This window comes from Bradyrhizobium canariense (assembly GCF_018130465.1).
In the GTDB taxonomy this organism is placed as follows: domain Bacteria; phylum Pseudomonadota; class Alphaproteobacteria; order Rhizobiales; family Xanthobacteraceae; genus Bradyrhizobium; species Bradyrhizobium canariense_C.
This window is the reverse complement of the sequence record NZ_JAFCKJ010000014.1, coordinates 87,159-107,541: the sequence shown is the minus strand read 5'-3', so window position 1 is coordinate 107,541 and position 20,383 is coordinate 87,159. Positions and strand designations below refer to the sequence as shown.

General features: G+C 64.7%; 20 protein-coding genes. 12 read left to right on the top strand and 8 right to left on the bottom strand.

All coding sequences use genetic code 11. The features are described from left to right. Positions 1-26 precede the first annotated feature (26 nt). Positions 27-1,559: an acyl-CoA carboxylase subunit beta gene (locus tag JQ591_RS28965; RefSeq protein ID WP_211399411.1), complete on the top strand. Its 1,533-nt coding sequence runs from the start codon at positions 27-29 to the stop codon at positions 1,557-1,559. Between the two features lie 120 nt (positions 1,560-1,679). After that, positions 1,680-2,027 (top strand): hypothetical protein, encoded by a 348-nt coding sequence (locus tag JQ591_RS28960; protein ID WP_211399410.1) that lies wholly within the window; start codon positions 1,680-1,682, stop codon positions 2,025-2,027. 24 nt (positions 2,028-2,051) lie between these two features. Here the strand turns inward: JQ591_RS28960 and JQ591_RS28955 are convergent, their stop codons facing one another. The 3 genes from JQ591_RS28955 to JQ591_RS28945 form a co-directional block, all read right to left on the bottom strand. Beyond that, positions 2,052-2,204, bottom strand: a complete 153-nt coding sequence (locus tag JQ591_RS28955; protein WP_211399409.1) for a hypothetical protein — start codon at positions 2,202-2,204, stop codon at positions 2,052-2,054. Positions 2,205-2,300: 96 nt separating this feature from the next. Beyond that, positions 2,301-2,948 carry a glutathione S-transferase family protein gene (locus JQ591_RS28950; RefSeq protein WP_211399408.1) on the bottom strand — a complete coding sequence of 216 codons (648 nt, stop codon included), beginning with the start codon at positions 2,946-2,948 and terminating at the stop codon, positions 2,301-2,303. Positions 2,949-3,157: 209 nt separating this feature from the next. Further along, positions 3,158-5,116 carry an alpha/beta hydrolase domain-containing protein gene (locus JQ591_RS28945; RefSeq protein ID WP_211399407.1) on the bottom strand — a complete coding sequence of 653 codons (1,959 nt, stop codon included), beginning with the start codon at positions 5,114-5,116 and terminating at the stop codon, positions 3,158-3,160. Positions 5,117-5,394: 278 nt separating this feature from the next. Here JQ591_RS28945 and JQ591_RS28940 point away from each other — a divergent pair, with 278 nt between their 5' ends. Then, positions 5,395-5,664 (top strand): twin-arginine translocation signal domain-containing protein, encoded by a 270-nt coding sequence (locus JQ591_RS28940; RefSeq protein ID WP_211399406.1) that lies wholly within the window; start codon positions 5,395-5,397, stop codon positions 5,662-5,664. A 163-nt stretch (positions 5,665-5,827) separates the two neighbouring features. On the opposite strand, the gene JQ591_RS28935 is transcribed toward JQ591_RS28940, so the two are convergent. The 3 genes from JQ591_RS28935 to JQ591_RS28925 all read right to left on the bottom strand — a co-directional run bounded on the left by JQ591_RS28935 (position 5,828) and on the right by JQ591_RS28925 (position 8,130). Beyond that, positions 5,828-6,079: a GCG_CRPN prefix-to-repeats domain-containing protein gene (locus tag JQ591_RS28935; RefSeq protein WP_211399405.1), complete on the bottom strand. Its 252-nt coding sequence runs from the start codon at positions 6,077-6,079 to the stop codon at positions 5,828-5,830. 217 nt (positions 6,080-6,296) lie between these two features. After that, the gene (locus tag JQ591_RS28930) at positions 6,297-7,307 is read right to left on the bottom strand and encodes an alpha/beta fold hydrolase (RefSeq protein ID WP_211399404.1); all 1,011 of its coding nucleotides are present in this window, start codon (positions 7,305-7,307) and stop codon (positions 6,297-6,299) included. Between the two features lie 124 nt (positions 7,308-7,431). Continuing rightward, the gene (locus JQ591_RS28925; protein WP_211399403.1) at positions 7,432-8,130 is read right to left on the bottom strand and encodes a winged helix-turn-helix domain-containing protein; all 699 of its coding nucleotides are present in this window, start codon (positions 8,128-8,130) and stop codon (positions 7,432-7,434) included. Between the two features lie 155 nt (positions 8,131-8,285). Between JQ591_RS28925 and JQ591_RS28920 the strand changes: the two genes are divergently transcribed. The 3 genes from JQ591_RS28920 to JQ591_RS28910 are packed head-to-tail and all read left to right on the top strand — an operon-like array spanning position 8,286 to position 9,841. Next, positions 8,286-8,594: an NIPSNAP family protein gene (locus JQ591_RS28920; protein WP_211399402.1), complete on the top strand. Its 309-nt coding sequence runs from the start codon at positions 8,286-8,288 to the stop codon at positions 8,592-8,594. Positions 8,595-8,629: 35 nt separating this feature from the next. Beyond that, a complete protein-coding gene (locus JQ591_RS28915; RefSeq protein WP_018456489.1) occupies positions 8,630-8,980 on the top strand; it encodes an antibiotic biosynthesis monooxygenase family protein in 351 nt (116 codons plus the stop codon). A gap of 51 nt (positions 8,981-9,031) precedes the next feature. Continuing rightward, on the top strand, positions 9,032-9,841 hold the full coding sequence (locus JQ591_RS28910) for an isocitrate lyase/PEP mutase family protein (protein ID WP_211399401.1): 810 nt from the start codon (positions 9,032-9,034) through the stop codon (positions 9,839-9,841). 58 nt (positions 9,842-9,899) lie between these two features. Here JQ591_RS28910 and JQ591_RS28905 read toward each other — a convergent pair whose 3' ends face one another. Beyond that, a complete protein-coding gene (locus JQ591_RS28905) occupies positions 9,900-10,292 on the bottom strand; it encodes a hypothetical protein (protein WP_211399400.1) in 393 nt (130 codons plus the stop codon). Positions 10,293-10,455: 163 nt separating this feature from the next. On the opposite strand from JQ591_RS28905, the gene JQ591_RS28900 reads away from it, so the two are divergent. Continuing rightward, complete coding sequence (locus JQ591_RS28900) at positions 10,456-11,106, top strand: trimeric intracellular cation channel family protein (RefSeq protein ID WP_211399399.1); 651 nt, start codon at positions 10,456-10,458, stop codon at positions 11,104-11,106. 1 nt (position 11,107) lies between these two features. On the opposite strand, the gene JQ591_RS28895 is transcribed toward JQ591_RS28900, so the two are convergent. Further along, complete coding sequence (locus JQ591_RS28895; RefSeq protein WP_211399398.1) at positions 11,108-12,334, bottom strand: c-type cytochrome; 1,227 nt, start codon at positions 12,332-12,334, stop codon at positions 11,108-11,110. Between the two features lie 281 nt (positions 12,335-12,615). Between JQ591_RS28895 and JQ591_RS28890 the strand changes: the two genes are divergently transcribed. From JQ591_RS28890 to JQ591_RS28870, 5 genes are all read left to right on the top strand, one after another. Next, positions 12,616-16,107 carry an indolepyruvate ferredoxin oxidoreductase family protein gene (locus tag JQ591_RS28890; protein ID WP_211399397.1) on the top strand — a complete coding sequence of 1,164 codons (3,492 nt, stop codon included), beginning with the start codon at positions 12,616-12,618 and terminating at the stop codon, positions 16,105-16,107. 621 nt (positions 16,108-16,728) lie between these two features. Beyond that, positions 16,729-17,886 (top strand): thiolase domain-containing protein, encoded by a 1,158-nt coding sequence (locus tag JQ591_RS28885; protein WP_211399396.1) that lies wholly within the window; start codon positions 16,729-16,731, stop codon positions 17,884-17,886. Beyond that, positions 17,886-18,275, top strand: a complete 390-nt coding sequence (locus JQ591_RS28880) for a Zn-ribbon domain-containing OB-fold protein (protein ID WP_211399395.1) — start codon at positions 17,886-17,888, stop codon at positions 18,273-18,275. Before JQ591_RS28885 ends, JQ591_RS28880 begins: the two co-directional genes overlap by 1 nt. Before the next feature lie 199 nt (positions 18,276-18,474). After that, positions 18,475-19,335, top strand: coding sequence for a MaoC family dehydratase (locus JQ591_RS28875; protein WP_211399394.1), 861 nt, complete (start codon positions 18,475-18,477; stop codon positions 19,333-19,335). A gap of 161 nt (positions 19,336-19,496) precedes the next feature. Continuing rightward, a complete protein-coding gene (locus JQ591_RS28870; protein ID WP_211399393.1) occupies positions 19,497-20,375 on the top strand; it encodes an SDR family oxidoreductase in 879 nt (292 codons plus the stop codon). The last annotated feature ends 8 nt before the right edge of the window (positions 20,376-20,383 follow it).

Genomic DNA, 20,383 nt, shown 5'->3' with positions numbered 1-20,383 from the left:
CATCACTTAAGAACTGGCGGGAGCAAATGAAACACATCCTGGACGCCCTTGAAGACCGTCGCGCCGGCGCAAAGCTCGGCGGCGGGGAGAAGCGCATCGAGGCGCAGCATGCCCGCGGCAAGCTGACCGCGCGCGAGCGCATCGAGCTCTTGCTCGACAAGGGATCGTTCGAGGAATTCGACATGTTCGTCGAGCACCGCTCCACCGAATTCGGTATGGAGAAGAACAAGGTGCCCGGCGACGGCGTCGTCACCGGCTGGGGCACCGTCAACGGCCGCAAGACTTTTGTCTTTGCCAAGGACTTCACGGTGTTCGGCGGCTCGCTGTCCGAGACCCACGCGCTGAAGATCACAAAACTCCAGGACATGGCGATGAAGGCGCGGGCGCCCATCATCGGCCTCTATGATGCCGGCGGCGCCCGCATCCAGGAAGGCGTCGCCGCGCTCGCCGGCTATTCCTACGTGTTCCGCCGCAACGTGCTTGCCTCCGGCGTGATCCCGCAGATCTCCGTCATCATGGGCCCCTGCGCCGGCGGCGACGTCTATTCGCCTGCGATGACCGACTTCATCTTCATGGTGAAGAACACCAGCTACATGTTCGTCACCGGCCCCGACGTCGTGAAGACCGTCACCAACGAGGTCGTCACGGCGGAAGAGCTCGGCGGCGCCTCGGTGCACGCCACGCGCTCCTCGATCGCCGATGGCGCCTTCGAGAACGACGTCGAGACGCTTCTGCAGATGCGGCGCCTGATCGACTTCCTGCCGTCCAACAACACCGACGGCGTGCCGGAATGGCCGAGCTTTGACGACATCGGCCGGGTCGACATGTCCCTGGACACGCTGATCCCCGACAATCCGAACAAGCCCTACGACATGAAGGAGTTGATCCTGAAGGTCGTGGACGAGGGCGACTTCTTCGAGATCGCGGACGCTTTTGCCAAGAACATCGTCACCGGCTTCGGCCGCATCGCGGGCCGCACGGTGGGCTTCGTTGCCAACCAGCCGATGGTGCTGGCCGGCGTGCTCGACTCTGACGCCTCACGGAAAGCCGCGCGCTTCGTTCGTTTTTGTGATGCCTTCAACATCCCGATCGTCACCTTCGTCGACGTGCCGGGCTTCCTGCCGGGCACCGCGCAGGAATATGGCGGCCTGATCAAGCACGGCGCCAAGCTCTTGTTCGCGTACTCACAGTGCACCGTGCCGCTGGTCACCATCATCACCCGCAAGGCCTATGGCGGCGCCTTCGACGTCATGGCCTCCAAGGAGATCGGCGCCGACATGAACTACGCCTGGCCGACCGCCCAGATCGCGGTGATGGGCGCCAAGGGCGCGGTCGAGATCATCTTCCGCGCCGACATCGGCGACCCCGACAAGATCGCGGCGCGAACGAAGGAATACGAAGACCGCTTCCTGTCCCCCTTCATCGCCGCCGAGCGCGGCTACATCGACGACGTCATCATGCCGCACTCGACCCGGAAGCGGATCGCGCGGGCGCTGTCGATGCTGAAGGACAAGAAGGTCGAGACGCCGGCGAAGAAGCACGACAATTTGCCGTTGTAGAGACGCGTAACCCGGATGAGCGTAGCGACATCCGGGTTTTCCATCCAAGTCCCGCATGTCGCTTCGCTCATGCGGGACTACTGATTTTGCTTCTGGCTTGGCATCCTCGATCCAAATCGAATGACCGAAGACGATCCAACCGACGAGATTTCCGACATCGAAGATCGGATCGAGGCTTTGGCCGAGATCGCGGAGCGATGCCGGAAGTACATTCTGGCGTCCAAGATCGCCATTGGTGGCGGAGGCGCGCTGCTGTTGAGTACGATCCTCGGCTTGTTGGGGGCCGGTCAGACTACCGCGCTGGGATCCATCGCTCTGGTGCTCGGCGGAATTGTTTCACTTGGCTCGAACGTCAGCACGTTGCGGCAGACGGACGACGCTATCGGTGTTGCGGAGGCGCGCCGTTTGGCATTGATCGGTAGGATCGACCTTCGCGTGGTCGCCGATACGCCGATGAAGCTGGTGTGACGCGGCGCTTGGCGGGCGCCAATGTCACGCCGCGGCCCTGCGCGTCAGCACCTGCAGCTCCTCGCGGCATTCGGCTGCAAACGCCTGAAGCTGCTCCACGGTGTGCCGGTCGAGGATTGCCTTTGCCAGTCTTTCGGCGCGGGCAAGCTGGTCTCTGAGATATGCGATGCGGGCCATGTGTCACCTTCCGCAGGGGTTATTTGATGGCGGCGAGCCTACGGCTAACACCGGGCTAGTTATGTGAGGCACGTCACATGCTAGGCAGGCACGGCGTCAGCGGTTCGCGTCCGCCGCAGCGAAATGCACCATCTGGTCGGCGTGGGCCTTGGCGAAGGCCGGGCGGGCGGTGGCGCGCGCGACGTAGGCGCGGCAGGCCGGATGCTCCGTCAACCCGTCGAAGTGATCGACGAGGCGCAGCACGTCCGACATCAGGATGTCGGCGACGGAGAAGGAGCCCGCGAGCCATTCGCGGCCGGCCAGCACCGGCTCCATGTGCTTGAGGCGAAGCTTGAGAAAGTCGTCGAAAAACTTCACGGCTGGTGAGCCGTCATCATTTCCGGTGAACCTGAAAAGTGCCCAGGGCAGGCTCGCCATCTCCACGGAGTTGAGTGCTGCAAACAGCCATTCCGTCGCCTCAACGCGGCCGCGCGGATCTGATGGCATCAGCTTCGCGCTGAGTTCGCCAAGATGCTGCAGGATCGCACCGCTCTCGAAGATGGAAATGTCGCCGTCGGTCAGCCACGGTACTTGGCCGAAGGGCTGATGCGCGAGATGCGCGGCGCCGCGGTCGTCGAAGGGCACGCTGGCGACGCGGTAGGGCAAGGCGGCCTCTTCGAGCGCCCAGCGTACGCGAAGGTCGCGCACGAACCCGCGCGGCAGTTCGGGAACCCAATTGAAGGTGGTCAGGGTGAGGTCGGCCATGCGGTGTCTCCGTGCTGTCTGGGCATAGGACGGACGAGGGGCGCGCGTTCCGACAGCGGGGTGGAATTTTTTGCAAAGTTGGTAGGGTGGATTAGCCGAAGGCGTAATCCGCCAACGTCTGCTCCGCCGGATAGAGAAGAGGTGGATTACGCCAGCGGATTGCGCTTCGCGCAGCCGCGAGCTAATCCACCCTACGGCCGCTGGCTCCCTCACTGCCCAAGCTTCGCCAGCTTGCCTTGCTTGGCCGCCTCGACCGCGCGCTCGGCATCCTCCGGCAGCAGCAACCGCTCCGCGACCTGCCGCGCCGCCTCACGTCGAACCGCGGCCGCATACGCGCCGTCATCCGCATAACGCTCCGCGATCGAGAGCCGCGGATCGTGCACTTCCTTCCGCGCCGCTTCCGTCGGCGCGAACGGCACTACCGCGCCCTGCAGCGGATACAGCGCCGTCGGGCCAAATCCCTGCGCCCGCGGATTCCACGCCGTGTAGGTCGCGCGTGGCACCGCGAGTGCGAGCTGGCGGATACCGGCGATGGCCATGCCGTCATTGTCCGCCTTTGGCACGAACACGGGATAGCGGCCGATCTCCTTCGGCGGCAGCACGCTCTGGTCGGAGAAGGCGGCGAGCGTGTGGATGCCGGCGTAGGGCAGGCCGGGGATATCCGTCGGTACGGCGCCTTGCGCCGACACGAGCGTGCCGTGGGCGCGCATGGGAACGCGGCTTGCGGGCGGCTTTGTGCCGTCGCCGATCCAGGCGTTGAGGTCGGTGAGCAGCGCACGCATGGGCCCGCCCGCATGCATCGGGTTTTGCGGCAGCGACATCGCGGGCACGCCCTTGCGCATCACATCGCTGGCTTCCGCGAAATGCGGAGTGCCCGCGATCATGTAGGCGCGGACGTTGTCGGGGAGGTCGAGATGGTTGCCGGCCAAATCGGTGACCAGCAGCGAGGCGTGCGAGGCCCACCATTCGTGCTCGCTGTCGGTCTGCATCACCTTCGGACACGTCGCCGAGAGCGCGCAGCGGCGGAGCAGGCCATCGGTCTTGCCGGAGTAGGGATCGCTGAGGCTCGCATAGGTGAAGGGGAAGAGATCGGCCTGCCACGCCGGATCCTGCGGATGGCGCGGGTTGCGGCCGGGCTGGCCGAAGCGAACGTTGGTCGCCATACGTCGCGTGCCCGCGACATGCGGCATCAATCCGTCGAACACCGTGCGTCCCGAAAGATCCTCGTTGAAGCCGAGATAGAGGTAGTCCCGCAGGAAGCGGCCGGATTGCGAGACGCCGAAGCCGATGGCGCGGCTGACCGACGGATGCAGGCCGCTGAGCAGCGGGTTCGCCTGGGTCTCGTCATGGCGGAGGAAGCTGACGACGTCGCGCACGGCGGCATAGCCCATGCCGAGGGCGACCGGATCGCGCGCGGTGTAGGTGATCTCGTAGAGCGCGCCGGCGTCAAAACCGTCGGGCCTGACAATCTCCACCGTCACGGGATCGATGAGCTTTGCGGAGAGGCTGGAAGGCGTCTGCCGTGCGTCGGCCCAGGCCGCGCGCACCGTGACGTTGAGATTGGCGGGATCGGCTGCCGGCCAGGTCAGCGTCGCGCGCGACGGGTTGGTCGTGTTGTCGAAGACGAATTCTTCGCGCGCCGGGCCGCTGACGTTCTTCAGCACCGGCGCGGCAAGCGCGAGCTGTCCCGGCTTGGAGGGGATGTCACCCTGCCAGCCGACCCAGACCATCGTAAAACCCTGGCGGTGCAGGAAGCCGATGCCGGCGTCCTCGGCCTTGTCCGCGTTGTTGGCGCCGGGCTGGGCGGAATCGTCGAACAGTTGCGGCGCCAGCTTGCGGCCGCGATTGGGCACTTCCAGCAGCAGCGTGCCGTTGCCGTGCGTGGGATCGGATGGCCTGAGGATCACGACATCGGCGGTGGCCTCGACTTTTCCGTCGGCATTGCGCGGCGCGATCGCGAGATCGGTGATGACGGCGTTGCGGTCGTCGGCCGGGTTGAGTGCGATGGTCGCGCGTGCGGTGATGCGCTCGTAGGTTCCGACATTGCCGAAGTTGCGTCCGGCAAAGGCGGGCTCGCGCGCGAGGATGTCGAAGCGGACGATTTCGGCAGGTGAGGCGGCCGGCCACAACGAGGCGATCGCAACGAGACCCGTGATGATCCTGCGCATGGCCATTCCTCCCTTATTGGCGCGACGGTAAAATCCGCCGCGCGGGCTTTTTGTTGTCGCCACTATAACCGGCTAAGCTAACGCCGAACAACAGGAGGAAATCCGATGCCGTCAGCCTTCTTCGTCGTCCGCGCCATTGTCAACGATGCCGGCAAGCACCGGGCTACGGGGACACTGATCGTTTCGCAACGAACCTGAACGCGCGATTCAGCTTTGGTTCATGTCGTGACCACGACACTCCCTCTGCATCACTTGCTCGATAGCCCAGAGGACATGTCATGGAGCGCCGGAACTTTTTGAAATTTGCAATCGGTGTCGCGGCCGGAGCTGCCGCGTTCACGACCGCCGCACAGGCCGCGCCGCTGGCGCCGCAGCCGCTCGGTGATGTCAGCATGCCGCAAGGCAATCCAGACGCTCATCCCGCAGTCACCAGCAGCGATGAAGCCGCGCAGTTGAAGCCGGAAGAAGTGCATTGGCGCGGCCACGGCCGCTGGCATCGCCGTCACTGGGGCTGGCGCCGCCACCGCTGGCATCGCCGCCACTGGTAAGCGCTCGTCGATCGACGCCCGAACGGGGATCGCGGTTGCGGTCCCCGTTTTGATTCGGAGCCGCTGCAAGGAATACGCGGACCATTCGTTTGGAGACGTTCAAAAAGAAAATGGCCGCGCAGGCTTCCGCCGCGCGGCCATTTCGCAATGCGAACAAACGAGATCAGAACGGGCGGCAGCGGCCGGCGTACCAGCGGAAGCCGTAGGGGCACACGCGTGCGCGCGGCACGACGACGACAGGAGCCGGCGCAACCACGATCGGACCCGGGCGTACAACGACCGCACCGCGCATCGGGCGGCAGCCGCCATAGGCGCCGCGATACCAGCCGGGGCCGCAACCGCCGGCGGCGCTGGCCGCCTCGCTGAAACCAACGACCGCGCTGGCGAGCATCACGGCGGCAAACAGGTATTTCATTTGGTCTTCCTTCTCGTCCTTGGGGGGAGGTTTTGGGGGCAGGATTGGGGCAGGTTCTAGGAGGGCTTGGCGCTTTCGGCGCACCATGAATCAAAAGACACGATTCGACACGTTAAAGTTCGCAACATGCCAACACGACGCGCCCCAAATCTGCCAATCGTGACCTGAATGCGGCATGAACATTCCCCGCACGCGGCCCCGGACGACAGCGATGACGCTAGCGGCCGAGAAAGCCCAGCACCAGCTCCTTGTACTTCTCCGGTGATTCCAGGAAGACGAGGTGGCCGGTGTCCGGGATCACCTCGGCCCGCGCATTCGGCATCTTCGCGGCCAGTGCCTTCGCCAACTCGGCGTTCTGCCCCATTTTCGCGCGCAGCGCCTCCGGTGCGTTCGGCCGGCCCGGTGCGTTGTGGTCGTCGGCACCCATGATGAACAGCGTCGGCTCGGTGATCAGTGCGACCTCGTGCGCCACCGGCTCGCGATAGATCATCTGGCCGGAACTGACGAAGGCGCGCAGCCAGCGCGGATAGTCCGGGCTGCCCTTGATGTTGAAGCGGGCGTCGATGAACGGCGTGATCGCCTCCGCCGGCAGCTTGATCGCGTAATTGGTCTGGAGCTGCTTGCGATAGCCATCGGCCGTGAGCTTGTCCTCGGTCTCGATGATCTTCTCGGTCGGCGTTGGCGGCACGTAGAGGCGGTAGTCTTCCAGCCCAATTGGGGCCGTCAGAACAAGGTGAGCGACGCGGTCGGGATAGGCGCGGGCGATGCGCACCCCGAGCATGCCGCCGAGCGAATGGGCGACGATCTCGGCCTTGTCGATCTTCAGGTGATCGAGCAGCGCGATGGTGTTGCGCGCCAGCGTGTCGAAATGCAGCTCACCTTGCGGCTTGGAGGATTTGCCGAAGCCGATCTGGTCCGGCACCACGACGCGGAAGCCGGCCTGGCTCAGCATCTTGATGACGGGCGCCCAGTAGCTCGACGGAAAATTGCGCCCGTGCAGCAGCACGACGGTGCGGCCGTTCGGCTGCGCGGGGGCCACGTCCATATAAGCCATGCTGAGCTGCTCGCCGTCATTGACAATAGGCAGCAGGTGTACGGGGTAAGGATAGGCAAAGCCTTCGAGCGCGATGCCGTAGGGCTCACGCGGGGCGGTGTCGGCGGCGCGAGTGGTGGTGAGTGGAGAGGCGATGAGGGCGGCGACGAGCGCGGCCGAAGCGAAGCGGTTCATTGGGGGGTCTCTGGGGGGCACGGAACGATCCGTTCGCTTAAAGACGTGGATGGCTGGGTCAAGCCTGGCCACGACGACGGCACCCGTTCACATGCGATTGTGCAATCTCACGCCTTTCGCGTGATCAGTCCCGCCCATCACCGAACAACGCGGCAAACTGCTTCTCGCCGGTGCGCGTAAAATTCACCACGCGGCTGCCGGGCGTGGCGTCGCGGGCGGCCCATTTCAGTTCGGCGAAACGCTGCATCATGGCGGCGCCCAGCGTGCCGGCGAGATGGTGGCGCCGCTCGCTCCAGTCGAGGCAGGCCTTGCAGACCGGCCGGCGCGGATGGGTGAGCATGTCGGGCGAGATCTGCAAATGCTTCGCCAGGAAGCGCTCGCCCTCGGCCGTCAGCTCGATCTCCTGCTTCTTCTGCCTGACCAGGTTTTGCGCGCGCAGGGTGTCGAGCATCTGTACGCCGAGATCGCCGGCGAGATGGTCGTAGCAGATCCGCGCACGTCGCAACGCCGGATCCTTCGGCCCGGTGCGCACGCGCATATGGCCGGTTCGCGCGGCGAGGCCCGCAAGGCCCTCCAGTACGCCGGCGACGTCGTCGTCGGTGAGCCGGTAGTAGCGGTGGCGGCCCTGCTTCTCCGGCTCGATGAGGCCACCGGCCTCGAGCTTGGAAAGATGCGAGCTCGCGGTCTGCGGCGTGATGCCGGCCTCCTGCGCCAGCTCGCTCGCGGTGAGCGCGCGGCCGTTCATCAGCGCCGTGAGCATGTTGGCGCGTGCGGGGTCGCCGACGAGTGAGGCGATCATGGCGATGTCTGGACCTGATTTCATGCTTCGATGGTAGCCGAAGCATCGCGGTCGGGCAAGCGCGTAGCGTGTTGCCACAGACACGTCATTGCGAGCGCAGCGAAGCAATCCAGACTGCTTCGGCGGCGACGGTGTCGCTTTGCTCATCGCAATGACGCCAGAGAAAACAGGAGCCCATCATGTCCGTCACCGTCTTCATCCGCTACCAGCTCGATCCCTTCAAGCGCGCGCAGTTCGAGGAGTATTCAAGGCGCTGGCTCACCATCATCCCGAAATGCGGCGGCGACCTGATCGGCTATTTCATGCCGCACGAGGGCACCAACAACATCGCGTTTGGGCTGATCACCTTCGATAGTCTGGCCGCGTACGAGGCCTATCGCGCCCGGCTGCGTCAGGATACGGAAGGCATGGCGAACTTCCACTTCGCCGAGGAGCACAAATTCATCCTCGCGGAGGAGCGCACCTTCCTGCGCCAAGTGGCGTTGTAAGTGGTATTGTAGGCCATCAACTCAAGGAGACGCCCATGATCGCCGTGATCTTCGAGGTCTGGCCGAAGCCGGAACACCGCCAGGACTATTTCGACCTCGCGGCCGACCTCAAGCCGATCCTGCAAACCATCGACGGCTTCATCTCGGTCGAGCGTTTCGAGAGCCTGACCGAGAAGGGCAAGATCTTGTCGGTGTCGTTCTGGCGGGACGAGGCCGCCGTGCAAGCCTGGCGCAACACGATGGAGCATCGCCGCACCCAGGCCAAGGGCCGCGCAAAGATCTTCGCCGACTACCATTTGCGTATCGCCAGCGTCATTCGTGACTACAGCATGAATGATCGCGAGCAGGCGCCGAAGGACAGCCGCGCGGTGCACGACGCGCACTAGCGCTCGCGGCGGCACGTCCCCATCTCTGCGCGGCCAACAAGGGAGAGAAACATGCATGTGACAACTGCTGACAAGCGCGCGACCTTCAGGAAGATGCACGAGAGCGGCTGCTTCATCCTGCCCAATCCGGTCGACGTCGGCAGCGCGAAAGCGTTGCAGCATCTCGGTTTCAAGGCGCTCGCGTCGTCGAGTGCGGGCTTTGCCTGGACCATCGGCAAGGCCGACAACCACGTCTCCGTCGAGGACGTCTGTCAGCATCTGGCAGCATTGAGCACCTCCGTCGACATCCCCGTGAACGCGGATTTCGAGGGCGGCTTTGCGGTCGAGCCGGACAAGGTCGCGGACAATGTCGAGCGCTGTGTGCGTACCGGCGTTGCCGGCCTCTCGATCGAGGATTCCACCGGCGACAAGGACAAGCCGATCTACGAGCGCGCGCTCGCAGTCGAGCGCATCAAGGCGTCGCGCAAGGCGATCGGCGACAGCGGCGCGCTGCTGGTCGGCCGCTGCGAGGCGTATCTGTGGGGCGTGACGGACCTCAAGCTCGTCATCGACCGGCTCGCCGCTTACGCCGATGCCGGCGCCGATTGCCTTTACGCGCCGGGCCTGAAGAGCCGCGAGGACATCGCCGCGGTGGTGAAGGCGGTGCATCCAAAACCGTTCAACCTGCTGATCGGCGGCTCCGGGCTGTCATTGCAGGAAGCCGCCGATCTCGGTGTGCGCCGGATCAGCGTCGGCGGTTCACTCGCGCGCGCCGCCTGGGGCGGCTTCATGCGCGCCGCAAAGGAGATGGCGGAGAAGGGCACCTTCGCGGAACTCGCGAGCGGCTATCCCGGCGGCGAGCTCAACAAGATGTTCAGCTAGAGACAGACGACAGCGGCGGGATGTGAATCCCGCCGCTGTTGCAGGTTGTTGCAAATTGTTACTTCGTTCCGTCAGATGGCGCCTGCGTATCCGGGGCCGGCTTGCTCGGTGCGGCGCCCGTGGTCACGCCCGGCCCGGTGTTGGTGCGCGGCGTCACGTCGCGCATGCCGGGAGGTGCAGCCGGGTTGGTCGCCGGCGCCTGCTGGGCGGTCTGCGTAGCCGGCACGTTGCTCGCCTCGTTGCCGGTGTGCGTGTTGTTCAGGCCGTAGAACACGGCACCCAGCACCAGCGCAATTGCTACTGCAAACATCGCAACCTTGCCGCTGGAGGCTGGGCCTTCGCCAAGCTCGGGGTCGGCCTGAAGCTGGGCATCCCGTCGCGCCGCATTGCGATACTCATCATCGGCGAGATTCGGGCGATACGGATCGTTGATAAAACGGTCGTCAGCCATCGATTTGGTCTCCTCGATTATTGCGGCTGGACAACCCATAGATGCGAGATTCTGTTCCGCCCTTTCTAATGCTTTCGTCGGATGTTGCCCCTGCGCCGGGAATCGGGAACCTGTTCACTTGGGAACCCAAAGCGTAAGTTCCGCTGGGGAAAGGGAACCAACGATGTGGAGCTTGCCGCCGAGCGATAGCGTGCTGCATCTGTTGTCGCTGGTCGCGGTCGCGGCGCAAGGCATGACCGCCGCGCTCGCAGCCGGCCGCCGCAGCATGGACTGGCTCGGCGTCTGCTTCCTCGGCTGCATCACGGCGCTCGGCGGCGGCACCTTGCGCGATCTCTTTCTCGGCCATTATCCGCTGGCCTGGGTGCAAAACCCCATCTACCTCGCGCTGGCCGGGGGCGCCGCCTTCCTCACCATTCTGATGGCGCGCCTGGTGCACCGGCTGAAGCTGGCCTTCATCGTGCTCGATGCCATCGGCCTCGTCGTCTTCACCATGACCGGCTGCGACATCGCCTGGCAGATGGATGCCACGCTGCCGATCGTCATCGTCTCCGGCATGGTGACCGGCTGCGCCGGCGGCGTGTTGCGCGACGTGCTCTGCAACGACGTGCCGCTGCTGTTCCGCTCCGAGCTCTATGCCAGCGTCTCGGTGGTGACGGGACTGTTCTATGCGACCGCCTTCGGCCTCAAGCTGAACGCAGAGCTATGGACTGTTTTGACGTTCGTGCTCGGCATCAGCTTCCGTCTGCTGGCGGTGCGCTACAAATGGGAGATGCCGAAGTTCGTGTTCACGGAAGAGGAGGAGCGAGAGCCTTGAGCTACGGCTCCTGCTTCCGCGCCTTCGCCACCTGCGCCGGCGTCACCAGCGGAGCGGCATTGCCCCAGGAATTGCGGATATAGTTCGTCACCGCCGCGATTTCGTCGTCGGACAGTTGCTTCGCATAACCCGGCATCTCGCCGGTGTTGGGCGCGCGCGGCGTCGTCACGGTGTGGGCGCCGTCGAGGATGATGCGCAAGGTCGAGGACGGATTGACCGATTGCAGCAGCGCATTGGCGGGCAGCGGTGGATAGATCCGCGGCGCGCCCGAGCCATCGGCCTCATGGCAGGCAATGCAAAGCTTTGCATAGACGGCCTGGCCGGCCTTCATCTCGGCCTCGTCAGGCGGCGTCACGATCGTCTCACGCCGTGCCGGCGGCAGGCTCTTCAGGTAAACCGCGATCGCGCGGACATCGGCATCGCTCATCTTCGCGGTCGAGTTGACGACCACCTCCGCCATCAGCCCACCGGCATGGCTCCTGGCGTTGCGCCCGCTCTGAAGATATTCGGTGATGTCCTCGGCGCTCCACGATTTCAGCCCGGTGCGGGCGGCGCCATCGAGCCTTGGCGCGTACCAGCCGCCGACCTCGTTGCCCGCGAGTGCCTGCGCCTGCTTGTCCGCGCCAAAATAGTTCTTCGGCGTATGGCAGGCGCCGCAATGACCGAGCCCGGTGACGAGATAGCCGCCCCGATTCCACGCTGCGCTCTGGCTCTGGTCCGGCTCGAACAGGCCCGGCTTGAAATATGCAATGTTCCAGATCCGCATCAGGCCGCGATAGCCGAAGGGCCAGCGCAGTTCCGGCGGCTTGTTGCGGCTCGTGACGGCCGCGAGCGTTCCGAGATAGGCCCGGATCGCCAGCGTGTCGTCCTTCGTCATCCGCGTGAAATAGGGGTAGGGGAACGCCGGGTAATAGTTCGAGCCGTCGGGCGCGATGCCGGTGCGCACGGCACGGGTGAAATCGGCATCGGTCCAGGCGCCGATCCCGGTGTCGCGGTCCGGCGTCAGGTTCGGCGCGTAGATCGCGCCGAAGGGCGTGTCGATGCGCTTTCCGCCCGCGAACGGTTTTACGGGATCGGCGGTGTGGCAGCCGGCACAGTCGCCCGCCTCCACCAGCGCCTTGCCGTAGGCGATCAGCTCCGGCGACGGCTCGGCGGCGACGGCCGCGCTCGCAACCGCACTGCACAACGCCACGCCCACGAGCGCCAGGCCAGCGAGAATCGTCCGCATCGAAAGCCTCTCCTGCGACCCCTCGACCTCGTCCCGCATGACCGGGGCGTCAATTCGTTTCGCGACGGCGGGGGTATGGTGACACAAATTGAAAATCGCCGATGCCATTGCAGCCACGAAATTGCGATTTTTACCCGGCGCCGCCTTTGGTCCAGATTTGTGATGCGGAGCGTGAAATATCCGACATAGAGTGGCGAAGATGGTCGGCGCGCCCTAGCTAAAAACAACGGGCAGGCAACGGCTTAAGCAGCCAAGCGCTCAAAAGGGCGGAAGAGGACATAATGGGCATCAACCAGGGTCCGATCAGTCTCGATCAGAAATACACCCAGGACACCGGACATATTTTCACGACCGGCATTCAGGCCCTGGTCCGGCTGCCGATGGCCCAGATCCGGCGCGACCGTGCCGCGGGGCTGAACACCGCGGGCTTCATCTCGGGCTATCGCGGCTCGCCGCTCGGCGGCTATGACCAGCAGCTCTTCGCCGCGCGCAAGCATCTCGAGCAGTACAACATCAAGTTCCAGCCCGGCGTGAACGAGGACCTCGCGGCGACCGCGGTCTGGGGCTCGCAGCAGCTCAACCTCTCGCCCGGCGCCCAGTATGACGGCGTGGTCGGCATCTGGTACGGCAAGGGCCCCGGCGTCGATCGCTGCGGCGACGTCTTCCGCCACGGCAATGCCGCAGGCTCCGCCAAGAACGGTGGCGTCTTGTGTCTCGCCGGCGACGACCACGGCGCCAAATCCTCGACGGTCCCGCATCAGTCCGACCACGCCTTCATGTCGGCGCTGATGCCCTATCTCTACCCGTCGAGCGTCCACGAGATGATCGAGATGGGCCTTCTCGGTATCGCGATGTCGCGCTACTCGGGCTGCTGGGTCGGCATGAAGGTGATCACGGAGACGGTGGAGACCACCGCCGAGATCGACCTCACCGACGAGATGACGCCGTTCGTGATCCCGACCGATTTCGAGATGCCAGAAGGCGGCCTCAATCTGCGCTGGCCCGACGACCGCTTCGCCCAGGACCGCCGCCTGCAGGACTACAAGGGCTTTGCCGCGATCGCCTTTGCGCGCGCCAACAAGGTCAATCGCATCACCATGGACTCGCCGAACGCCCGCTACGGCATCATGGCGTCCGGCAAGAGCTACGAGGATATCCGGCAGGCGCTGCGCGAGCTCGGTATCACACCCGAGGTCGCCGCCAAGATCGGACTTCGACTGTACAAGATCGGCATGCCGTGGCCTCTGGAGCCGGAAGGCGTCAGGCAGTTCGCTGTAGGTCTCGAGGAAATCTTCATCATCGAAGAGCGCCGCGAGATCGTCGAGAATCAGGTGAAGCAGGAGCTGTTCAACTGGCGCGACGATGTCCGTCCCCGCATCATCGGCAAGATGGACGATCACGACAAGCGCTTCCTCCCCTTCGCCGAAGAACTCAGCGTCGCCTCACTGGCCAGCTCGCTCACCGAGCGTCTGCTTCGACTTGATCTCAATCCCGAAATTGCAACGATGTTGCGCGCCAAGGCCGATTGGTTCAACGGCCGCCAGGCTTCGCAAATGCAGGCGACCGCGCCTGTCGCCCGCACCCCGTATTTCTGCTCCGGCTGCCCGCACAACACATCGACCAAGGTGCCCGAAGGCAGCCGCGCCTTTGCCGGCATCGGTTGCCACTTCATGGCGCTGTGGATGGATCGCTCCACCGAGACCTTCACACACATGGGCGGCGAGGGTGTGACGTGGGTCGGCGTTGCCCCCTTCACCAAGGAAGAGCACGTGTTCGCCAATCTCGGCGACGGCACGTATTTCCATTCCGGCAGCCTCGCGATCCGCCAGGCGATCGCCTCCGGCGCCAACATCACCTACAAGATCCTCTATAACGACGCGACCGCAATGACCGGCGGCCAGCATGTCGACGGCGAATTGTCGCCGCAGCAGATCACCTTCCAGCTTCACAGCGAAGGCATCCGCGAGATCTATCTGGTCTCGGAAAATCCCGACGCCTATCCAGCGAGCGAGATCGCGCCCGGCGTCAAGACCGCGCATCGCGACGAGCTCGACACGGTCCAGAAAACGCTGCGCAAGGTCAAGGGCGCGTCCGCGATCGTCTTCGTGCAGACCTGCGCCGCTGAAAAACGCCGCCGCCGCAAGCGCGGCACGCTGGAGGATCCGGCGCGCCGTGTGCTCATCAATCCCGCGGTGTGCGAAGGCTGCGGCGATTGCTCGGTGCAGTCGAACTGCATTTCGGTCGAGCCGCTGGAGACAGAGATGGGGCGCAAGCGCGCCATCAACCAGTCGACCTGCAACAAGGATTATTCCTGCGTCAAAGGCTTTTGTCCGTCCTTCGTCACCGTCGACGGCGGCAAGATGCGCAAGCGCGCGCCGGCGGGCGTTGGCGATATCGGCGCGCTGCCTGAGCCGGCATCGCGCCCCAACCTGGACAAGCCCTACAACATCGCGGTCGGCGGCGTCGGCGGCACCGGCGTGCTGACGATCGGCGCGCTGCTCGGCATGGCCGCGCATATCGAGGGCAAGGCCTCGATGATCCTCGACATGTCGGGCCTGGCGCAGAAGGGCGGGGCGGTGCTGAGCCACGTCCGCCTGTCGGATCATCCGGCCGAGGTGACCTGCTCGCGCATCGTCACCGGCACGGCCGACGTCGTGCTCGCAGCCGATGAGGTGGTCGCGGTCGCCAAGGACACCATCTCGCTCTGCGATGCCAGCCGCACCCGCGGCATCATCAACAGCCACGTCATTCCCACCGCCGACTTCGTCCTCAACCGCGACTTCAATTTCCAGACCCGCAAGCTGAACGGCTTGCTGGAAACCGCGCTGCACAAGGACTCGGTGTTCTTCGACTTCACCAAGCCTGCCGAACAGCTGCTCGGCGACAGCATCGCCACCAACATGATGATGATGGGTTACGCCTATCAGAAGGGCCTCTTGCCGTTGTCGGCGGAGGCGATCGAGCAGGCGATCGAGGTCAACGGCGTCTCGATCAAGATGAACAAGGAGGCCTTCCGCCTCGGCCGCCTCGCGGTCGCCGACCCCGCGCGTCTCGCCAGCATGCTGAAGGGCACTGACGAGGTCGTTGCGCCCAAGGCCCTGGACGCAATGACGCTCGACGAGGTCATCGAGCATCGCGCCAAGCACCTCACCGCGTATCAGAACGGCCGCTTGGCCAAGCGATACCGCAAGCTGGTCGATCAGGTCAGCGAAGCCGCCAGGCAGGGCGGCTATGACGAGGCCCTGACGCGCGCGGTTGCGGTCAACTACGCCAAGCTGCTGGCCTACAAGGACGAATACGAAGTCGCGCGCCTCTTCACCGACGGCGCGTTCGAAAAACAGCTCCGCGACCAGTTCGAGGGCGACTTCAAGTTCAACTTCAACCTGGCACCGCCCATCCTCAGCCGCGGCGTCGACGCGCTGGGGCGCCCGAAGAAGCGCGCGTTCGGCCCGTGGATGCTCCCGGTGTTCCGCGTGCTGGCGAAATTCAAGGTGCTGCGCGGCACGCCGCTCGACATCTTCGGCCGCAGCGCCGACCGCAAGCTCGAACGCGATCTGATCGCCGGCTACGAGAAGGACGTCGCCACCGTGCTCGGCCTGCTATCGCCACTCACGATCGACATCGCGGTGGAGCTGCTCTCGTTGCCCGACCGCATCCGCGGTTACGGCCCGGTGAAGGAGAAGGCGGTCGCAGACGCCAAGGCCCGCTACGCCCAGCTCGCAGCGGACCTGGCAAGCCCACCGCCGGCGCCGAGGCAAATCGCGGCGGAGTAGGGCGGTCTCGCAGGGTGGGCAAAGGCGCAACGCGCCGTGCCCACCATCTCGCCGGGATGGCACCAGAAGACGCGGGCAGGCTTCGCTTTGCCCACCCTACGATTTCCTCTTTGAAATCAACCACCGTTCTACTGTGCATGGGGTTGTTTTCGCGAAATTGGATTGTTTCGATAAAACGAAAAGCGCTTGTGCCGTCGGGCAAAACACTTTTAGGATTTTGGCTGTCGCGCCCGTCATTGCGAGCGCAGCGAAGCAATCCAGAAATGCGTCCGCGGAAAGACTCCGGATTGCTTCGCTGCGCTCGCAATGACGGTGAGTGAGAGAGCGAGGCGGCTATCTACGACCGTCACCCTGAGGTGCTCGCCTCTTCGGCGAGCCTCGAAGGGCGACAGCCCGGCTGTTGCCGCGCGGGATAGGCCGTAGCATCTCGGCCGTGCATCCTTCGAGGCTCCCGATGGGCGCTCCGCACCCCATCGCTCGCGCCTCAGGATGACGGATTGGATAAGCACTTGCGCCAAGCCGCTGCCCTCTCGCGGGGCGGAATATTTCCGCGCTTGCCAATCAGGCCACTGCGGTTCAGAAAAAAGAGCCAAGAAGAAACGCCAGCGGAGACCTTAAGTTTTGACCATCAAGGGCAAGGCCTACATTGCCGGGATTTTTGAACACCCGACCCGGCATGCGCCGGACAAATCCACCGCCCAGCTCCATGCCGAGGTCGCCAAGGGCGCGATCGAGGATGCCGGGCTGAGCAAGGACGATGTCGACGGCTATTTCTGCGCGGGCGACGCGCCGGGCGGCGCCTGGCCGATGGTCGATTATCTCGGCCTGAACACCAAGAAACTCCGCCATGTGGATTCCACCGAGACCGGCGGCTGTTCCTATATCATCCATCTCGGCCACGCCGCCGAAGCGATCGCCGCGGGCAAGTGCTCGATCGCGCTGATCACGCTGGCCGGAAAACCGCGCACCGGGGCGATGCCGCCGCGCGCGGCGGGCGCCGAAGCCGATTTCGAGCTGGCTTATGGCGCGACCACGCACAATGCCTATGGCATGTGTGCCATGCGCCACATGCACGACTATGGCACCACCAGCGAGCAGCTCGCCTGGATCAAGGTCGCGGCCTCGCATCACGCGCAGTACAACCCGCATGCGATGCTCAAGGACGTCGTCACCGTCGAGGACGTCCTGAACTCGCCGATGATCTCCGATCCCTTGCATCGCATGGATTGCTGCGTCGTCTCCGACGGCGGCGGCGCGCTGATCGTGACCACGCCCGAGATCGCCAAGAGCCTGAAGAAGCCGCTGGTCAGGCTGATCGGGCATGGCGAAGCGATGAAGGGCCCGCGCGGCGGCAAGGATCTCGACCTCACTTACTCCGCCGGCATCTGGTCCGGTCCGCGTGCGTTCGAGGAAGCCGGCATCACGCCGAAGGACATCAAATACGCCTCGATCTACGACAGCTTCACCATCACCGTGCTGATGCAGCTCGAAGACCTCGGCTTCTGCAAGAAGGGCGAGGGCGGCAAGTTCGTCGCCGACGGCAATCTGATCTCGGGCGTCGGCAAGCTGCCGTTCAACACCGATGGCGGCGGCCTGTGCAGCAACCATCCCGTCAACCGCGGCGGCATGACAAAAATCCTCGAGGCCGTGCGGCAGCTGCGCGGCGAGGCGCATCCGAAGGTGCAGGTGAAGAACTGCGATCTCGCCATCGCGCACGGCACCGGCGGTCTCTTGGGCGTCCGCCACGCCGCCTCGACGGCCATTCTGGAGCGCGTGTGATGAGCGAGACGAAGAAATATCCGGCGCCTGTCACGAACCCGGAGACCGCAGCGTTCTGGGACGCCGCGAAGCAAGGCAAGTTCATGATCAAGCGCTGCACCGCGTGCGGCGAAGCGCATTACTTCCCGCGTGCGATCTGCCCGTTCTGCTATTCGGACAAGACGGTGTGGGAGGAGTCTTCGGGCGAGGCCACGATCTACACCTGGAGTCTGATGCGGAAATCGCCGACGGGTCCTTATGCGATCGCGTATGTCACGCTGAAGGAAGGGCCGTCGCTCCAGACCAACATCGTCGACTGCGATCTCGAGAAGCTGAAGATCGGCCAGAAGGTGAAGGTGGTGTTCAAGCCGACCGATGGCGCGCCATTGCCGTTCTTTACGCCGGTGTAGTTTCTTCCTTCCCCCCTTGTGGGGGAAGGTGGCGCGAAGCGCCGGATGAGGGGTATCGTTCCGCGGAAAGACTTTCGATGTGGAGCCAACCCCTCACCCAAACGAGTTTGCTGCACGGCTCTCGCAGCCCTCTCCCGCAAGGGGAGAGGGCACTTCGACTGGCAGCGGCGCATAAGAATCCGGGGAGGAAACCAAGAAGATGTCCGCCAGATACGACGAACTCAAAGCCCTGAAAAACCTCGGGCAGAAATACGCCTACAGCGATCGCGAAGTGATGCTCTACGCCTATGGAATCGGCCTCGGCGCCGATCCGATGGACGAGAACGAGCTCGCTTTCGTCAACGAGGGCACCCTGACGCCGCGGCCGCTCAAGGTGGTGCCGACCTTTGCGTCCGTTGCCGCGTGGGGCGCGGGTCCGGGCGAGATGAACCTCAACCGTGTGATGGTGGTCGACGGCGAGCGCGACATCACCTTCCACCAGCCGCTGCCGGTGGCTGCGCACATCACCGCCGACTCCTCCGTCGTCGAGGTCTACGACAAGGGCAAGGACAAGGGCGTGGTGATCAGCCACCAGACCGTGCTGAAGAACGAGAAGGGCGAGAAGCTGGCAACGCTGGTCGCCTCGCGCTTCGCCCGCGGCGACGGCGGCTTTGGCGGACCGAACCTGACCCAGCCGGATCCGCACAAGATCCCGTCGCGCGCACCGGACACGACCATCGACATCGTCACGCGTCCCGACCAGGCGCTGGTCTATCGCCTCTGCGGCGACCGCAACCCGCTGCACTCCGATCCCGAATTCGCGAAGAAGGCCGGCTTCCCGCGTCCGATCCTGCACGGCATGTGCACTTACGGCATCACCTGCCGCGGCGTGCTCCAGACCTATGCCGATTACGACGCCTCCGCCTTCCGCCAGCACGTCGCGCGGTTCTCCTCGCCGGTCTATCCCGGCGAGACCGTGACCATGGACCTCTGGAAAGACGGCAGCACGATCTCGTTCGAAGCCAAGGTGAAGTCGCGCGGCGTCACCGTGATCAAGAACGGCAAGACGGTGCTGGGTTAGGCGGTCTCGTGCCCCGGACGCAGCGCAGCGCTTCTTCAGCGGTGCGCTGCTGAGCCGGGGCCCAGAAGGTGGCTGCGAAAGGTTGGGTCCCGGCTCTGCGACGCAGCGTTTCACGCTGCATCGCGTCCGGGACACGAGAAAACAAACAGGGAGAGGCCACCATGGGACTACTCGACGGCAAGGTTGCGCTGATCACCGGCGCGGGCGGGGGCCTCGGTGAGGCCTACGCAAAGCTGTTCGCGCGCGAAGGGGCCTCCGTCGTCGTCAACGACCTCGGCGGCCCCCGTGACGGCTCCGGCGCCGACAAATCGATGGCGCAGCTCGTGGTGGATGCGATCAAGGCCGAAGGCGGCAAGGCCGTCGCCAACGGCGCCGACATCTCCACCATGGAAGGCGGCCAGTCGGTGTTCGACGACGCCATCAAGCACTTCGGCCGCGCCGACATCCTCGTCAACAATGCCGGCATTTTGCGCGACCAGACCTTCTCCAAGGCCAGCGAATCCGACTGGGACAAGGTCATCAAGGTGCATCTGAAGGGCACCTTTTGTTGCACCATGCCGGTGTTTCGCTGGATGCGGGAAAACGGCGGCGGCGTCATCGTCAACACCTCCTCGACCTCGGGCCTGATCGGCAATTTCGGCCAGACCAATTACGGCGCGGCCAAGGGCGGCATCTGGGGCCTGTCCAACGTGCTGGCGATCGAGGGCCGCAAATACAACATCCGGATCTGGACGCTCGCGCCGGGCGCGCTGACCCGCATGACCGCAGACCTGCCCCGCTATAAGGAGAACCCCGGTGCGGCGCTGGGGCCGGACGGCATCGCGCCGGCCGTGCTATACATGGTCAGCGACTTGTCCGGCGACCAGACCGGCAAGGTGCTGGGCGTGTCCGGGCCCCGCGGCGTGCGCGAAATGCGGATGATGGAAATGGACGGCTGGAAGCCGCCGCACACGGGCTGGAATGCCCGGGACATCGCCGATCATGCCAAGGAGATCTTCTTCTCCGAAGAGCAGATCAAGATGGGGGCGCGGCGGTTTTAGCCATTGTT